This window comes from Bradyrhizobium oligotrophicum S58 (assembly GCF_000344805.1).
Classification (GTDB): domain Bacteria; phylum Pseudomonadota; class Alphaproteobacteria; order Rhizobiales; family Xanthobacteraceae; genus Bradyrhizobium; species Bradyrhizobium oligotrophicum.
In genome coordinates this window covers 6,470,712-6,486,882 of record NC_020453.1, presented here as the reverse complement: position 1 = coordinate 6,486,882, position 16,171 = coordinate 6,470,712, and the positions used below count along the sequence as shown (strand labels likewise).

Below are 16,171 nucleotides of genomic sequence, written 5' to 3'. Positions count from 1 at the left end.
GATACGCAATCGCGTATTCATTGTCCAAATTCGAAAATTCAAAGGGAGTGAAGACATGTCGAGAATGAAGACCATCTTGGCCGCCGCGCTGGCCGGCCTCGGCGCCGTGGCGCTGTCCAGCGCCGCGCTTGCCCAGAGCAAGGCGACCGTCGGCATCGCGATGCCGACCAAGTCGTCGGCGCGCTGGATCGACGACGGCAACAACATCGTGAAGGTGCTGAAGGAGCGCGGCTACAACACCGACCTGCAATATGCCGAAGACGACATCCCGAACCAGCTCTCTCAGATCGAGAACATGGTCACCAAGGGCTCCAAGGTGCTGGTGATCGCCGCGATCGACGGCACCACGCTGTCGGACGTGCTGAAGCAGGCCAAGGCCAAGGGCATCACCGTGATCGCCTATGACCGCCTGATCCGCGACACGCCGAACCTCGACTACTACGCGACCTTCGACAACTTCCAGGTCGGCGTGCTGCAGGCGCAGTCGATCGTGGACAAGCTCGGGCTGAAGGACGGCAAGGGACCGTTCAACATCGAGCTGTTCGGCGGTTCGCCGGACGACAACAACGCCTACTTCTTCTACAACGGCGCCATGTCCGTGCTGCAGCCCTACCTCGATTCCGGCAAGCTCGTGGTGGCCTCCGGCCAGAAGGGCATGGACAAGGTTGCGACCCTGCGCTGGGACGGTGCCACCGCCCAGGCCCGCATGGACAACCTGCTCAGCGCCTATTACGGCAACAAGCGTGTCGACGCGGTGCTGTCGCCCTATGACGGCCTCTCGATCGGCATCATCTCGTCCCTGAAGGGCGTGGGCTATGGCAGCGGCAACCAGCCGATGCCGATCATCTCCGGCCAGGATGCCGAGGTGCCGTCGGTCAAGGCGATCCTGCGTGGCGACCAGTACTCGACCATCTTCAAGGACACCCGCGACCTCGCCAAGGTGACCGCCGACATGGTCGACGCCTCGCTGAGCGGCAAGGAAGTCAAGGTCAACGACACCAAGACCTACAACAACGGCGTCAAGGTCGTCCCTGCCTATCTGCTCAAGCCGGTCGTGGTCGACAAGAGCAATTGGGAGAAGGTCCTGATCGAAGGCGGCTACTACAAGAAGTCGCAGGTCGAGTGATATCGGCCGGCCGGCGAGCGCGGCCAATGCGCTCGCCGGCCACTCTCATCCAGTTCAGCTCAAGTGTTGCGGGATACAAGGCCATGACGGCAATCCTCGAGATGCGCAGCGTCAGCAAGAGCTTCGTGGGCGTGCAGGCGCTCCGCGACGTCAGCTTCACGGTCGAGGCGGGCGAGATCCACGCATTGGTCGGCGAGAATGGCGCCGGCAAGTCGACGCTGATGAAGGTGCTGAGCGGCGTCTATCCCTACGGCCGCTATGAGGGCCAGATCATTTTCGAGGGCGAGGAGCGGCGTTTCCGCGACATCAACGATTCCGAGGCCCTCGGAATCATCATCATCCACCAGGAACTCGCGCTGATCCCGCTGATGTCGATCGCCGAGAACATCTTCCTGTCGCATGCACCGTCACGCTTCGGCGTCATCGACCGCGACGAGGTCTATCGGCGCACCCAGCAATTGCTGGCCCAGGTCGGCCTGAAGGAATCGCCGGATACGCTGATCACCGATCTCGGCGTCGGCAAGCAGCAGCTGGTCGAGATCGCCAAGGCGCTGTCCAAGCGCGTCAAGCTTCTGATCTTGGACGAGCCGACGGCGAGCCTGAACGAGGCCGACAGTCAGGCGCTGCTCGACCGCCTCGTCAGCTTCCGCGAGCAGGGCATTTCCTCGATCCTGATCACGCACAAGCTGAACGAGGTCGCCCGGGTCGCCGACCGCATCACGGTGCTGCGCGACGGACGCAGCGTCGACAGCATCGATTGCCGCGCCGAGCCGGTGCTGGAGGACCGGATCATCAAGAGCATGGTCAACCGCGACATGGCGCACCGCTTCCCGGAGCGGCAGCCCAAGATCGGCGAGCCCGTCTTCACGGTCGAGAACTGGTCGGTCTACCATCCGCAGCATACCGACCGGCAGGTGATCAAGAACGTCGACTTCATGGTGCGCCGCGGCGAGATTGTCGGCATTGCCGGCCTGATGGGGGCGGGACGGACCGAATTCGCCATGAGCCTGTTTGGCCGCTCCTGGGGCGTCAACATCGCCGGTCGCGCCCGTCTCGAAGGCCATGACGTCCATCTCACCAGCGTGCCGGCCGCAATCGATGCCGGCCTCGCCTACGTCACCGAGGACCGCAAGCAGCTCGGGCTTGTCCTCGCCGACGACGTTCGCAAAAACATCACGCTCGCCAGCCTTGCCCAGGTCGCGCCGAGGGGAGTGATCGACGACATCGCCGAGCTGAAGGCGGCGTCCGGTTACCGCGGCCGCATGCGGATCCGCTGCTCGGACGTCTACCAGGAGGCCGGCCAGCTCTCCGGCGGCAACCAGCAGAAGGTCGTGCTCTCGAAATGGCTGATGACCGATCCCAAGGTCTTGATCCTGGACGAGCCGACGCGCGGCATCGATGTTGGCGCAAAATATGAGATTTACTGTATCATCCAGGAGCTCGCCGATGCCGGCCGGGGTGTGGTGGTGATCTCCTCGGAGATGCCGGAGCTGCTCGGGATCTGCGACCGCATCTGCGTGATGAATGACGGCGCCTTCGTCGGCGAGTTTGCCGGCTCGGAGGCGACGCAGGAAAAGATCATGCGCGCCATCATGCGCAACGAAGCCATCAAGAACCAGGAGACGGCCGCGTAAAGCGGTCGGGAGGACACCACCAATGACCGACAAGACGGTTTCGCTCCCGGAGGAGAAGTCGCATGGCGGCTTCCTGAAGAACAATCTGCGCAGCTACGGCATGCTGCTGTCGCTGTTCGTCATCATGCTGTTCTTCCAGTTCATGACCGACGGCACCTTGCTGCAGCCGCTCAACCTCACCAACCTCGTGCTGCAGAACAGCTACATCGTCATCATGGCGCTGGGCATGCTGCTCGTCATCGTCACCGGGCACATCGACCTGTCGGTCGGATCGGTCGCCGGCTTCGTCGGCGCGGTCGCGGCCGTGCTGATGGTGCGCTATCACATCGACTTCCCGCTCGCGGTCATCGCCTGCCTCATCGTCGGCGGTGCCATCGGCGCCGCACAAGGCTATTGGGTGGCGTATTTCGGCATTCCCTCCTTCATCGTCACTTTGGCCGGCATGCTCGTGTTCAAGGGCCTGGCATTGGCGCTGCTGCAGGGGCAGTCGGTCGGGCCGTTTCCGGGCACGTTCCAGAAGCTGTCGTCCGGCTTCATTCCTGAGCTGATTACAGGCGCGGGCAATCTCAACCCGACGTCACTCGCGATCGGCGCCGTGCTGACGCTCATCCTGGTCTATGCCAGCGTCAAGGGGCGCGCGCGCGAGGTCGAGCACGGCATCGAGGTCGAGCCGTTCGCCTTCTTCGCCGCGAAGAATGTCGTGCTGGCCGGCGTGCTACTCTATTTCACCTACCTGATCGCGTCGCATCGCGGCCTGCCGAACGTCCTCGTCATCATGACGGCGCTGATCGCGCTCTATGGTTTCATGACCCGGCGCACCGTGGTCGGCCGGCAGATCTATGCCGTCGGCGGCAATGCCAAGGCGGCCAAGCTGTCGGGCATCAAGACCGAGCGGCTGGTGTTCCTGACCTTCGTCAATATGGGCGTGCTGGCCGCGCTGGCGGGTCTGATCTTCGCTGCGCGACTCAATACGGCCACGCCCAAGGCCGGCCTCGGCTTCGAGCTCGACGTCATCGCGGCCTGCTTCATCGGCGGCGCCTCGGCCTATGGCGGCGTGGGACGGGTCGGCGGCGCCGTGATCGGCGCCATGATCATGGGCGTGATGAACAACGGCATGTCGATCCTCGGCATCGGCATCGACTACCAGCAGGTCATCAAGGGCCTGGTGCTGCTCGGCGCCGTCTGCATCGACGTCTACAACCAGCGCCGCTGAGTGTGCGCGCAGCTCCCGGTGATGCTGTAGCGACGTAGGTGGGCAAAGCGCCGCCGTAAGGCGGCGCGTGCCCACTATGTTTCGTGATCCGCGTAGTAGTGCGGTGGGCACGCCGCATTCGCGTCGCGAATGCGTCTCTGCCCACCCTACGCATTCATCACAGCTACACCACGTGGAAATTCGACACGCTGTCGTTGGCGAGCTGGGCGACGAGTTGCAGCTCCCAATCGATATAGGCCTGCATCGCCGTGGCCGCGTTGTCTGTGCCCTCATAGGGGCGCTTGTAGACGTCGTCGGCGAGCGAGATCCACGCGTGCCGCTCCGTCTCCAACGCGTGGCCGGCTGCCATCCACGCCCGTGTGCCGCCTGAGAGCACGCGGATCTCGCGCCGCGTCGCAGCCCGTGCATCGGCCAGCGCGAAAGCCGCCTCGGCGCCGTCATCGCTGGTCAGCACGACAGCGCCGCTGCCCGGCAGCCTGGCGAGATCATCGGCAAAGCGCGACGCCAGCAGGAAATGTGCGCCCGGAATATGCCCGGCCTTGTAGCCCGGACTGCGCGAGAGATCGACGATCGTCCGCGCGGCGGGATCGGCCGCGAGCTCTGTGACACTGATCGTGGCTGCACCGAGATCCGGCAGCGGCGGCCGGCGCGGCACGACGACCGCAGTCTGAGTCGGTGTAACAACGTCCGGCCCGACGACGGACGCATCCCAGCCCATCTGCTTCAGCCACGACGCGGTCATGCGCGCGCGCACGCCGTCATCGTCGAACAGCACCAGGCGGGCACCGCGCACGCCGACCCATTCGTCGGTCGCCTGCACCAATTGTCCCCCCGGCGCCGACGCAAAGCCGGCGGGATGGCCGGCCAGATATTCCTCCGGCGTGCGCACATCGAGGCAATAGAGCGTACGCGCGCCGGCTTCCGCCTGATAGCGCGCGAACGTCGCAGCATCGAGCAACGTGACGCCGACGCGCCCGGCCCAGGCCTTGGCGTCGTCCAGCGCCGCCGTGTGGCTCGTCTGCGGCCTGTCGAGAAAACGCGCGGTCTTGCCGCGCTCGACCTGATGGCCGGCCAGCGTCCAGCCGATCGTGCCGTTGCGCAGCGCGTAGATCTTGTTCGGCAGCCCGGCATTGATCAGTGATTGCGTGCCGATGATCGAGCGCGTCCGCCCAGCGCAGTTGACGATGATGGTCGTATCAGGCGACGGCGCGAGCTCCCGCGCCCGGAACGCCAGCTCGCCGCCGGGGACGCTGACCCCGCGCGGGATGCTCATGGTGCGATATTCCTCGAAGCGGCGGGCGTCCAGCACGACCAGATTCGACTCGCGCTCGATCAGCGCCTTGGCCTCATCGGCCGACAGCGACGGCGTGTGCCTGATGGCCTCGACCAATTCGCCAAAGGACTTGCTCGGCACATTGACATCGCGGAACACCTCGCCCTGGCGCGCATAGCCCGACAGCCCGCCCTCGAGGACTGACACGTCAGTGTAGCCCAGTGCGCGAATGCGCGGCACCGCGCGCACGGCATAGCCTTCTCCGTCATCATAGACGACGATCGGAGCCGTCAGCCGCGGCGCGAGATCGAGGATGCGCAACTCGATCTGCGACAGCGGCAGCGACACCGCGAAGAACGGGTGCGACAGCGAGTAGGGGCCCTCCTCGCGGACATCGAACAGCGCCACCTCCTCGCCGGCGCGCCAGCGCCGCCGCAATTCGGTCGGTGTGATGATGCTGACGCCGTCAGGCGGTGGTGCGGTCGGGCCAGAGGTTGGGGACGGTGTCATTCGAATATCCGGAAATGAAGTCTCGGGCGGCGCCGGTCTCCACATCGTACACCGCGCGGCGGATGCGGCCGATATTGCCGCCATAGACGTGGATGCTGATCGACGAGCGGTCCGCCAGACCGTTGGAGATGGCGTGGATGTCGCCAATCTCTGGCGATACAGCAGCCGTTTGTCCAGCCCTCAGCCGCTCCGGCGCAGCCGCGCGCAACCTGCCGTCCGGCTGCCGCGCATAGCTGACCGAGAGTTCCTCGCCGCGCAACACGCCGACGAGGCCCCAGACGCGATGGTCGTGCACCGGCGTGCCTTGGCCCGGGCCCCAGACGAAGCTCACGATCGAGAACCGATCGAGCGGATCGGCATACAGCAGATATTGCTGGTAGCGGCCGCCCTCGGCGACCGCAAAGCCCTCAGGCAGCCAGTCGTCATGCGCGACCAGCTCCTTCAGTCTCGGTGCGAGCGCGGCGAGCAGCTCCGGCTCCTTTGTCGTGCCTGCGACGAGGCGTGCCGTATCGGCGACGAAGTCGCGGAAACGCGCGATGTCAGTCATGTCGGACTCATGTCGGATCGAGTGGGAAGGAAGTCTGCGGGCGGCGCGATGGCGGAGGGATCTGGTCGCTCAGACGTGAGGGCCGAGCATCGCGATGTAGAACAGGTCCTCATTCGACAACTCGGCGGCCGCGCGCCGGGTGAGCACGTCGTGAGCCTTGAGTCGGCTGTCAGCACGCCGTTGCGGCAGCAAATGACCGAGCCAGCCTCCGAACCACGAGACGTAGCGCATGAGAGCCTCCGCGCGGTTTGATCACGTCCTCGATATCACGCCTCGACCGGCATCGAACAGAGCCCGGCGCGGGTCTGCATCACTTTGGCAGATCATGCCCGCTGGAGCGCCTTGCCGGCAAATTCCTTTTCCGCATCGTAGGCGTCGCGCTGCTCTGCTTCTCCATCATTCGCGTCTGCACCGGCAGTCCGGCCCGTCAGGCTGTCGTGCCAATGGGTGCGGAACGCCATCCACGAGGCATGATCCTGGAACGCGACCTCGGCGAACCACTCGACCGTGACGGCGCCGCTCGGCCAGTAGCGTTCCTGGTCATGCCAGCACACCACGGGCCAGCGCGGATTGCGGTAGGAGCGGCCGGTGTCATCATGCAGCGATGGCCGGCCGAGATGATCGATCAGCCAGGACATCACCTCGGGCAAAAACGTGGCGGCAAACGACACGCCATGGCGGCCGAGCCGCTGCGGCATGCGCATCACGCGCTGGTCGATGATCGCGAAGGCCGGCGGCACCGCGCCGACATTGAACTGGCGGATCATCAGCAGGCGGAAGCCACAGTCGCATAGCTCGGCAGGTACAGCATGGATCGCCGTCGGCTGAAGTGGAGCCGTCATGTTCATGCCGGTGCTCCCAACGCTTGTCCGAACGCGAGGTCGATGGCCTGCTGCAACGCTGTGCGCATCGGCGCATCGCTGCGCTTCAGATAGGCGGTCGGTAGGCGTGCCATCCCGTGTCTCCCGTCGACATCTGCACGACGTTGGTCGCAGCGTGCAGTGGCCTGGCGCGGAGACGGAGATTTGGTCCGAATCCGACGCGACGAAAATCAACAATCGCCGACATTGCTGCCGGTCATGGATGGTAGATCAAGTTTCGTGCCAGACGCGTGGAGGTCAGTGCAGGCTATGGCCGTCCGGATCGTCATCCGGCGTCGCGAGCTGCGCGATGGGGCTGGATTGGTGGTGGACCATCCGCCAGGCGCCGTCGACGCGCGCGAAGTGATTGGCTGCGGCAAGTGCTGCGCCGTCCACCAGCTCGATGCACAGCACGTGGCCGTGGTCGCCGTCGACAATCGCGTGCGGATCGGCGCAGACGATGTTCGGTCGCTCCGGGTTGGCAAGGATATCGCGCCAGCTGCCGATCACGGCAGCGCGACCGACGATCGCCGGCCATCCCGGATGAATGCAGGAGATGCCGTCGCGATCGGCCCAGAGCGCCGCGAGCGCGGCAAAATCACCAGCCGCGAAGGCTGCATAGAAGGCCGCATTGGCGGCCAGAATCTGGCTCTCGTCGCTCATCCTGTTGGGGTGAGCCAAGCCGGCGGCAAAATCAAGCAATGTTTGGAAACGTACATGCGGCGCCCGCAAAAACTTGCAAGTTTCTTGCAGGACCCGGTCGAGACGCCATCGCAACGCATCAGCCGAGGTCCTCGTCATGCTCGAAACGGCCATTGTCGGAGGTGGATTGTGCGGAATAGCACTCGCGCGCAGCCTGCAGCAGCGCGGCGGCACGTTCGCTTTGTTCGAAGCGCGACATCGCCTCGGCGGTCGTGTGCTGTCGGCCAGGAGCAAGGCGGGGCTCGCGCTGGACCTCGGCCCGACCTGGTTCTGGCCCGAGACCCAGCCGCTGCTGACCGGCCTGATCGCGGAGCTCGATCTGTCCCACTTCGCCCAGCACGATGACGGCACGGTTCTTCATCTGAAAGACGCGGACAAGTCGGCCGAGCAGATCAGCGGTCCCCCCATTCATCAGGGCGCGCGCCGGCTGTCTGGCGGCATGACAAAGCTGATCGAGACGCTGGTACGCGATCTGCCGCAGTCCGTCATCCATCTCGGCCATGAGCTGACGCGCATTGTCGATTGCGGCACCCATGTGCGGCTGATCTTCGCCACGGCAACGGAATCGGTCGCGATCGAGGCCAAGCGCGCCGTGCTCGCGCTGCCGCCGCGGCTGCTGCTCGATCACGTCGGCTTCTTTCCTGAGCTCGACGAGGCGACCTCGGAGGCGATGCGCAATGCCGAGACCTGGATGGCGGCGCAGGCCAAGGTCGTGATCGCCTACGATCAGGCGCATTGGCGCGACAAGGGGCAGTCCGGCAATGCTTTCGTCAGTCATGAGCAGGCGGTGATCGGCGAGATCTTCGATGCCTGCGATGTCGGCGGCGACCGCGCCGCGCTCGGCGGCTTCCTCGCCTTCCCGCCGGATCTGCGCGAAGCCTTCACCGTCGGACTGCCGCTGCTGATGGACAGCCAGATGGTGCAGCTGTTCGGCGCCGCGCTGGACGGCGGCGAGCAGCACTATCAGGACTGGGCGACTGAGCGCTTCACCTGCAGCGCATTGGATCGCACCATGCCGCGCGGCGAGCACAGCGAGATCGCGAACCCGATGCTGCGGCGGGCGCTGTGGGATGGGCGGCTGCATCTCGGTGGCGCCGAGACCGCGAGCCACGCGGCCGGCTATCTCGAAGGCGCGCTGAATGCAGCCAGGCGCATCGAGCGCGCGCTTGCCCGCCTGGCGACCGAGACTACAGGGCCACGTGCCGCTGCTGCGGTCGGCGAGCGACTCTCGGGCAATGACGCGAGCCTCGCCTGGTTCGGTTCCTGGGTCGCATCTCAACGCGATGCGGCGTTCGACGACTACCGGCACCGGCTCAACCGAAGCCTCGCCACGCAGCAGCGCGAGCAACTGACGCAGCTTGCCATCCTCGGCGCGACCGAGCAGGTATTCGCCGCGGCGCTGCAGGTGCTGGATGCGCTGACCTTCGACATGCGCGACGTCGTCGTCGAACGCGGGCGTTCGGCGCTGATGCCGGAGATCCAGAGGCCGTTCCGCGACGTCATGCAGTCGCTGCTCGACGATGCCATCGCCTTCAACCGCACTTCCTGCGCGCTGTCGAACTTTCCGCATGAGCACAAGCCGTCGAAGGACTACGTGCAGACCATCCTGCGCGACATCGCCGCTGCGTGGCAGGAGTTCTCGCTTGCCGCCAACCGCCTGCTGCTCGCCAAGGCGGATGCGACGCGCCGCGAGCCGACGGGCGTGTCGTCGTGAGCCGGCCAGGAGCGAGTGACGCCCGATGAAGCTGCAGATCGAACGGCCGAGAATCGAGGCGATGGCGGCGGCGTTTCCGCATCTCGACTCGCTCAAGGAACAGCTGCGTTTCGGCGACAAGGTCGAGGTCGATGTCGCGCAGCTCGCAGCCATCGAGCTCGACTTCCTCCGCGACAGCTATCAGAAAGCGGGGCCCGAATGGCACGCGCGCGCGGCCCAGATCGCGACACTGCAGCGCGCCTTCACCGATTCCGGTACCCGCTTTTCCGAGCACGAGCTGGAATCGGTGCTGCCGGCGATCGCGCGCTACCTGATATCAGATGCCATCCGCGGCTGGATGTTCACGGCCAATGTCGCCAGCCGGCCGCTGCCTTATGTGGTGACGCGGCTCGACTATACCGCGCCATCGAACGACGAGGCCGGCCGCGTCTTCATCGAGCTCAAGGCCAATGCCAAGGGATCGATCACGACGAGCACGCTGCGGATATCCGTCGGCGACATCGTCGGCAAGACCGTGGCCGAGATCTTCGCGGCCAAGGGGTTTCTCAAGGAGACGCGCGAACTGGTCGCGGCCTATGACGAGACCGCGGAGCGCTACTTCGCCTGGCGCGGCCGCTACGGCGCGCAGTTCTCCGGCCGCGGCATCGGCTTCTTCGCCGACGATCCGAACTCCTCGCATCGCGACATCGACTGGTCGCGCAAGGATGTGATCGTGCTGTCGTCCGGCGGCGGCAACGCGCGCCTCGTCAACGACGAGGGCATTTTGACCGAGCGCGCACTGACCCTCGAGGTGACCGGCGACATTCTCGGGCAATATCTGCGCAAGGCGGCCAAGAGCAATCTCTACGACGCCGAGCGGGAGGTCGAGGAGTCCAAGGCGGCGATTCCGAAGGGCATCTTCTGCCGCATTCCGGTCCATCCCTACATGCTGATGTTTCATCTCGACCTGCATCATTATCTCTGGGTACATGCCGACGACATGATGCCCTATGCCTATCAGCCCGACCTCAAGCAGAAGCTGATCCTGCCGGAGGAGCAGACCGACCTGATCGACATCCTCACTGCCGAGATGGACCTGCTGATGGACGATATCGTCGCCGGCAAATCGGGCGGCACCACCGTGCTATGCGCGGGGCCGCCGGGTGTCGGCAAGACGCTGACGGCGGAAGTGTATGCCGAGATCATCGGCCGGCCGCTGTACCGGGTGCATTCGGGCCAGCTCGGGCTCAGCGTCGCGGCGATGGAGAGCGCGCTGAAGGACGCGCTGACCCGCGCACAGCGCTGGGGCGCGGTGATGCTGATCGACGAGGCCGACGTCTACATCAAGCGCCGCGAGGACGACATGACCATGAATGCGGTCGTCGGCGTGTTCCTGCGCGTGCTCGAATATTTCAACGGCCTGTTGTTCCTCACCACCAACCGCATTGGCGACATCGATGAAGCCATCGTGTCGCGCTGCATCGCGCTGATCAAGTTCCAGGCGCCGGACGCCGAGGCGCGCGGGCGGATCTGGCGGGTGATGTGCGAGCAGTTCGGGCTCAAGGTCGAGGCAGCGTTGATCGATCTGCTGGTGGAGACGTTTCCGGCCGCCTCGGGACGCGACATCAAGGGGCTGGCGAAGCTCGTCGCGAAATATTGTCACCACAAGAGCGTGCGTCCGACGATCGAGGTCTTCCGCCGCTGCGCCATCTTCCGCGGCATCGACCTCGGCGACCACGACCTGCTGCCGGAGGCGGCGGAGTAGCTACGGCGCCGCAAGATTCCCCAGCGTCGCCGGATTGTAGCCTTCCTCGCGCAGCACGCGCTGCACGACCGGGCGCGCCAGCATGCGCCGGTAGTGCGCGAGCAGGTTGGCGGGCAGCGGAATGCCGGTCTTGTCGGCCCAGAATTCGACATAGAACAGGATCGGATCGGCGACACTGAACTCGCCGCCGAGATAGGGCTGCTCACCGAGCATCCTGTTCAGGATCGCAAAGCCTTTCACGACGATGTTGCGGCCGAGCGCACGCACGGAGTCCTGATCGGCCTCGTTGCGGCTGAAGGTCGGCGTGGCGAAGATGCGGGCGAAGCCGTGGCCATGCACCGTGCCGGCGATGTAGGTCATGGCTTCGAGCAGCCGGGTCTCGGTCTCGATGTCGGAAGGCCAGAGCTTCGCCCGAGGCCGCGAGCGGCCGAGCCAATAGGCGATCGCGGGCACTTCGGTCAGCACGCCGCCGTCGCCGCGCACCAGCGCTGGGATCGTCGCTTTCGGGTTGATCGCGACATAGTCAGGCTTGAAATTGTCCCCCGCCGGCAGGTTGACGATATGGGCCTCGAACACTTCCTCGAGCTCTTCGAGAATGATGTGGATGCCGGTCGAGCAAGATCCCGGCGTCATGTAGAACTTCATCGCGGCCATCATGGTCTCCAAGCCGACATCGCGCGCACGCTTTCATTGCGCACGGCACGCTTCATGCAAGGATCGGGACAGTTTCGAAAGTGACTGCGCGTGGTTCGACAATACGGACCGCCGTCGTCAGGTTTGCGACAGGAGACGTCATCACGGTCCCGCCGCTCCCGTCGCGCTGTCCAGGGAGCGCCGCGCATGACCGAACGTGAGCCGGAAGTCTTCGTCATCTGTCCGACCACGAGCATCGCGCCGGGTGAGGCCAGGGCGTTCAGCCTGTCGCGGATCGGCGACAATGGCGAGGCGCGGCCGTTTCCGATCGTGATCATCCGCACGGCGTCCGGCGGCTTCGTCGGCTATGTCAACACCTGCCCGCATGATGGCAAATGGCTGAACATCGGCAGCGGCCAGTTCTTCAACGCCGATCGGACGCAGCTGCGCTGTGGCCGTCACGGTGCGACGTTCGAGATCGACACCGGCCTGTGCAATGGTGGTGCGTGCGAAGGCCAGAGCCTGGAGCCGATCGCGCTCGCCATCATCGATGGCGAGGTCTGCCTGTGTGGCGTCGCGCTGGTCGAGGACAACAGCTTTCCAGATCCGTTCGACGATCTCGACGAAACCATGGAAATCATGATCCATCCCGATTGATGGATGGTTGTCTGGCGTCATTGCGAGAAGCGAAGCGACGAAGCAATCCAGAATCTTGGTTGTGCCCTGGATTGCTTCGCTTCGCTCGCAATGACGCGCAATATCACGAGGCAATTCTACGCGCCGCCAGATTAAAAGCCATCCGCCTTCTTCCCCCAGGGGTGACTACCAGGCACGAGCTGGGCCTTGATGCCGGCCTTCTCGACATCGGCTGCGGTCTTGAACAGCGTCGCCTCGTGCACCAGCGTGCCGTTCTTCATCGTCACCGCGACATAGCGCGCGCCCATGTCGATCTCGCACAGATAGCCGCCGCCGGGATCCCCGGCGCTGCGCAAATTGCCATCCCAATCCACGAAAAATCCTTCACTCGACATCTCGTTCTCCACCTCATCGTCCGTTCAGGTTTCGGGCCGGTCGGCGACCAGCTGCGCATAGGCGTTCTCGAGGATCTCCCGGCATTGCCGGAGGCGGTCATACTCGGCTTTGCCGATGCTGACCGTCTCGCCATTGTCGTCGGCTGCGGCTTTCGACGCCTGCAGCGCGTCGAACAACGCCTTCTCGAGCTGATAGATGCGTTCGCTGGCGCGCTCCAGATAGGGGATTGGATTGGCGCGGACATTGGCCTCGTGCAGCGCGTCGAGGCTGAGCAGCGTGCGGAAGCGGCGTTCGGCCGTGCGCTGGTCGAGACCGAAATCGTGCTCGATGACGGTCACGGCTGGACCCCGGCCGCGGATGCGGTCTGCGCCGCCGCCTTGGCCGCGTGGCGCAACAGCGTGAGGCATTCCAGCGAGGCCGCCATGTCGAGTGCGCTGAAACCGTCGAGCGTCTCGGTGCTGATATCCGCGCCTCTGGCGAGCAGATGTGCGACGACCTCGGCCTTGCCGGATGAGGACGCATACATCAGCGCGGTCGCGCCATTGTCATTACGGTTGTCGATGTCGATGCCGGCCTCGGCCAGCACATCGACGACGTCGAGATGCTGGCCGACGCAGGCGAGCCAGAGCGCATTGTTGCCGTCGGCATTTTTCGCGCCGATCGCGGCGCCCGCTGCCAGCAACTCGCGGATCACGGCGACATTGCCGAGGTGGGCGGCCTTCATCAGCGGCGTGGTGCGGTTGGCGATGGTGGCATCGATGTCGTCGGCGGGAAAGCCCTGCGTGGCAAGCCATGACGCGAGCGCCGGACCGATCGCGGCTGTGCCGCTGCGTGCGGGGAAGCGCTGCCGCCACGCCTCATAGCCGCCGTCGAGGCTGTAGACCTCGGTGAAGCCGAAATCGGAGAACGTCTGCGCATATTCCTGACTGGCATTGCCGTGATAGCAGTAGATGAGGATGGGGGTCCGTTTGGTCGAACCAGCGATCATCTCGGAGAGATTGCGCTGGGTCAGATGCTGCGCGCCGGCGATATGCGCTGCGTCGAACGAGTCCTGGTCGCGGACGTCGAAGCGCAAGATATCGTCGCGCTGCAGCAGTTCGGCGGCCTGGCCGATGTCGATGCGCTGGAAGGGAACGCGCGGTCTCATGGCAGGACTCCCGCTTCGTTGCGCGTGCGGCCCGGATAGGCCGGTAGCGTCGTGATGCGATCGTCGGTCAGCGGACGACCGACGGTGAAGTGATAGAGCGTCTGGAATTCGGCCGTGACGACGCCAAGCATCTCGTGCACGGACTCGTCGAAGAAGCAGCCGATGCCGGTGCCGCGAAGGCCGGCGGCCTCCGCTTCGAGATAGAGCGCCTGGCCGATCAGTCCGGCTTCCCAATGCAGCTGCCGATAGCGCCACGGGTTTTCGCTGACCATTGTTGTGAACTCGGCCAGCATCGCGACCGCAAAGCAGCTGTCGCCGGCGATGGCCTGATGACAGCTCGCGGTGCGGATCACGCCGCGGCTGTCGGTCGGCAGCAAATGGAACAGAGGAAGATGATCCGGTGCGCGCTCGACCCGCTGCCAGTCGAAATCGGGGCGCAGCGCGCGGCGCAGGCTGGTCCCGGCGTCGGAGCTGCGCGGCAGCGCATAGAGGCCAGGGGTAAGGCCCTCGACACGATGTACGAACAGCAGCGGATGCAGCCGCGGCGCGAACGGCCAGATATCCCACGGCGGAATGGCGCGCGGCAGCAGCGCGTCGAGCAGAGCAAGGAACGCCGCGCGATCCATCGTGAATTTGGCATCGAAGCGCTGGGCACTGCGGCGGTTGAGAATGAGGTCGGCCGCGCGCGCTCGGGAACGCTGGGCGAGAGGCGGGCGGGGCGATGATGCTGTCACCGCATCCTGCGCCTCGCCGGCCGTGGCCGTGCTCACCTCCGGGATGACCGGCCAGTGGTAGAGCGGATGGCGATCGAGCCGGTTGGCTTGCCCGTACCATGTGTCGTCGGTTGTGTAGCGAGGTGGCAATTCGGCGCGTGCCGGCGCATTTATGTCGCGCGGCGTGATGGCAACCAGCACATCCGCGTCCTCGGTCTCGACGCCGGCGAAATCATCCGTGCGGTCGAGGCCTATGATGGCAGCGAGCGTCGCACTGTCGGTGCCGTCGACGACACGGGCGTGCCAGCCCAGCGCCGTGGCGGCGTAGCTGATGGCGCCGAGGGCATGACCGATGTCGAGCTGGCAGTAGCGGAACGCGCGCTCGCCATATTTCCACGCCTCGCGCCAATGAATCGAGGACAGCGCGAGCCAAAGTCGCGGTTGAGCGTGTGAGACAGCGCCACGGCGGCAGCGTTGCTCCAGCACGTGTTCGCGACTGATGTAATGATGGAGACCGTCGCTGAGGCCAGCGATATTGTCCGCGACGACGTAGGCCTCGGTCGGATGCAGATTGCCGCTGGACGGATTGCAGCGCAACGCCCAGCGGTCCGGGCCGAGCTCCTTCCAGGCCGCCAGTCCGAACGACAGTTCCAGCAGCAGCGCGGTGCCGTCGATGGTGAGCGGATGGATCGGCGCCGTCCCATTGCAACTGTCGGCGAAGGTCGTCGCCAGACGATCAGAAGTCAGCGGCAGCATGCTGCGCGGGCTGCCCGCGAATTCGCGGAACGGATTGGGCTGCGCATCCCAGTCCAATGTTTCCGGACCCGCGGCATAGCGCCTGAGGCTATGCCTGGTGCGGGCGTGATAGGCGAACGCGATGTCGGCGGCGGCGGGGGCAAAGGCTTCCGCCGCACGGGAGGTCGTCACGGACATGGCTCCTCGCAAAGCGCGGCACGTCATCCGCCGCACATCTCTTGTGGTCGCTCGGTGACCGGAAGCCACATAGCAAGTTCTATTCCGGAAAGCCGTGCCCAGATCGGCGTCCGGCATCCGTGTTGCTCGCGCAGCCGAGTGTGCGATTCCGGACAGAGCGCGGGGCGCTGTCCGCTTCTCGACATCAGTGCCGATGAGCACCGCCGGCCGCGCTGGCTCCGATCAGCACGGCCACCTTGGCGGCGATCGAAACCCAGGCCTGGTGCGCGTCGATCCTGTGGCCCAATTTGAAACTATCAGCCATGCGGGCCGCGAATGCGGGCCCGTCGGTGCCGTGCTGTTCGGCGATGATCCACGCGGTCTGCCATAGATCGGTCTCGGTGGTCACGG

General features: G+C 65.2%; 17 protein-coding genes. 6 read left to right on the top strand and 11 right to left on the bottom strand.

What is annotated here, in order from left to right; all coding sequences use genetic code 11:
* The first annotated feature begins 55 nt into the window (after positions 1-55).
* The 3 genes from chvE to mmsB all read left to right on the top strand — a co-directional run bounded on the left by chvE (position 56) and on the right by mmsB (position 3,973).
* Positions 56-1,126 carry a multiple monosaccharide ABC transporter substrate-binding protein gene (chvE, locus tag S58_RS28010; protein WP_042340272.1) on the top strand — a complete coding sequence of 357 codons (1,071 nt, stop codon included), beginning with the start codon at positions 56-58 and terminating at the stop codon, positions 1,124-1,126.
* A gap of 83 nt (positions 1,127-1,209) precedes the next feature.
* Positions 1,210-2,760, top strand: a complete 1,551-nt coding sequence (gene mmsA / locus S58_RS28005; RefSeq protein WP_015668781.1) for a multiple monosaccharide ABC transporter ATP-binding protein — start codon at positions 1,210-1,212, stop codon at positions 2,758-2,760.
* A gap of 22 nt (positions 2,761-2,782) precedes the next feature.
* Positions 2,783-3,973 carry a multiple monosaccharide ABC transporter permease gene (mmsB, locus tag S58_RS28000; RefSeq protein WP_015668780.1) on the top strand — a complete coding sequence of 397 codons (1,191 nt, stop codon included), beginning with the start codon at positions 2,783-2,785 and terminating at the stop codon, positions 3,971-3,973.
* 163 nt (positions 3,974-4,136) lie between these two features.
* Here the strand turns inward: mmsB and S58_RS27995 are convergent, their stop codons facing one another.
* The 5 genes from S58_RS27995 to S58_RS27980 all read right to left on the bottom strand — a co-directional run bounded on the left by S58_RS27995 (position 4,137) and on the right by S58_RS27980 (position 7,826).
* Positions 4,137-5,756 (bottom strand): rhodanese-like domain-containing protein, encoded by a 1,620-nt coding sequence (locus tag S58_RS27995; protein WP_015668779.1) that lies wholly within the window; start codon positions 5,754-5,756, stop codon positions 4,137-4,139.
* A complete protein-coding gene (locus tag S58_RS27990) occupies positions 5,713-6,303 on the bottom strand; it encodes a cysteine dioxygenase family protein (RefSeq protein ID WP_015668778.1) in 591 nt (196 codons plus the stop codon). Before S58_RS27990 ends, S58_RS27995 begins: the two co-directional genes overlap by 44 nt.
* 69 nt (positions 6,304-6,372) lie before the next feature.
* Complete coding sequence (locus S58_RS38705; RefSeq protein ID WP_015668777.1) at positions 6,373-6,534, bottom strand: hypothetical protein; 162 nt, start codon at positions 6,532-6,534, stop codon at positions 6,373-6,375.
* 92 nt (positions 6,535-6,626) lie between these two features.
* Positions 6,627-7,145 (bottom strand): hypothetical protein, encoded by a 519-nt coding sequence (locus tag S58_RS27985; RefSeq protein ID WP_042340980.1) that lies wholly within the window; start codon positions 7,143-7,145, stop codon positions 6,627-6,629.
* 276 nt (positions 7,146-7,421) lie between these two features.
* Positions 7,422-7,826 carry a nuclear transport factor 2 family protein gene (locus S58_RS27980; protein WP_015668775.1) on the bottom strand — a complete coding sequence of 135 codons (405 nt, stop codon included), beginning with the start codon at positions 7,824-7,826 and terminating at the stop codon, positions 7,422-7,424.
* Positions 7,827-7,962: 136 nt separating this feature from the next.
* On the opposite strand from S58_RS27980, the gene S58_RS27975 reads away from it, so the two are divergent.
* Positions 7,963-9,579 carry a flavin monoamine oxidase family protein gene (locus S58_RS27975; protein WP_042340271.1) on the top strand — a complete coding sequence of 539 codons (1,617 nt, stop codon included), beginning with the start codon at positions 7,963-7,965 and terminating at the stop codon, positions 9,577-9,579.
* Positions 9,580-9,604: 25 nt separating this feature from the next.
* Positions 9,605-11,323, top strand: coding sequence for an ATP-binding protein (locus S58_RS27970; protein WP_015668773.1), 1,719 nt, complete (start codon positions 9,605-9,607; stop codon positions 11,321-11,323).
* Here the strand turns inward: S58_RS27970 and S58_RS27965 are convergent, their stop codons facing one another.
* Positions 11,324-11,968, bottom strand: a complete 645-nt coding sequence (locus tag S58_RS27965; protein WP_042340979.1) for a glutathione S-transferase family protein — start codon at positions 11,966-11,968, stop codon at positions 11,324-11,326.
* A 195-nt stretch (positions 11,969-12,163) separates the two neighbouring features.
* On the opposite strand from S58_RS27965, the gene S58_RS27960 reads away from it, so the two are divergent.
* Positions 12,164-12,613, top strand: a complete 450-nt coding sequence (locus S58_RS27960) for a Rieske (2Fe-2S) protein (protein WP_015668771.1) — start codon at positions 12,164-12,166, stop codon at positions 12,611-12,613.
* 131 nt (positions 12,614-12,744) lie between these two features.
* On the opposite strand, the gene S58_RS27955 is transcribed toward S58_RS27960, so the two are convergent.
* The 5 genes from S58_RS27955 to S58_RS27935 form a co-directional block, all read right to left on the bottom strand.
* The gene (locus S58_RS27955; protein ID WP_015668770.1) at positions 12,745-12,987 is read right to left on the bottom strand and encodes a hypothetical protein; all 243 of its coding nucleotides are present in this window, start codon (positions 12,985-12,987) and stop codon (positions 12,745-12,747) included.
* Between the two features lie 24 nt (positions 12,988-13,011).
* Entirely contained in the window at positions 13,012-13,326 is a 315-nt protein-coding gene (locus S58_RS27950; RefSeq protein ID WP_015668769.1) for a hypothetical protein, read from the bottom strand.
* Positions 13,323-14,066 (bottom strand): ankyrin repeat domain-containing protein, encoded by a 744-nt coding sequence (locus S58_RS27945; RefSeq protein WP_198409264.1) that lies wholly within the window; start codon positions 14,064-14,066, stop codon positions 13,323-13,325. Before S58_RS27945 ends, S58_RS27950 begins: the two co-directional genes overlap by 4 nt.
* Positions 14,067-14,131: 65 nt before the next feature.
* Positions 14,132-15,781: a nitroreductase family protein gene (locus tag S58_RS27940; protein WP_042340270.1), complete on the bottom strand. Its 1,650-nt coding sequence runs from the start codon at positions 15,779-15,781 to the stop codon at positions 14,132-14,134.
* Positions 15,782-15,965: 184 nt separating this feature from the next.
* A complete protein-coding gene (locus tag S58_RS27935; RefSeq protein WP_015668766.1) occupies positions 15,966-16,169 on the bottom strand; it encodes a hypothetical protein in 204 nt (67 codons plus the stop codon).
* Positions 16,170-16,171 lie beyond the last annotated feature (2 nt).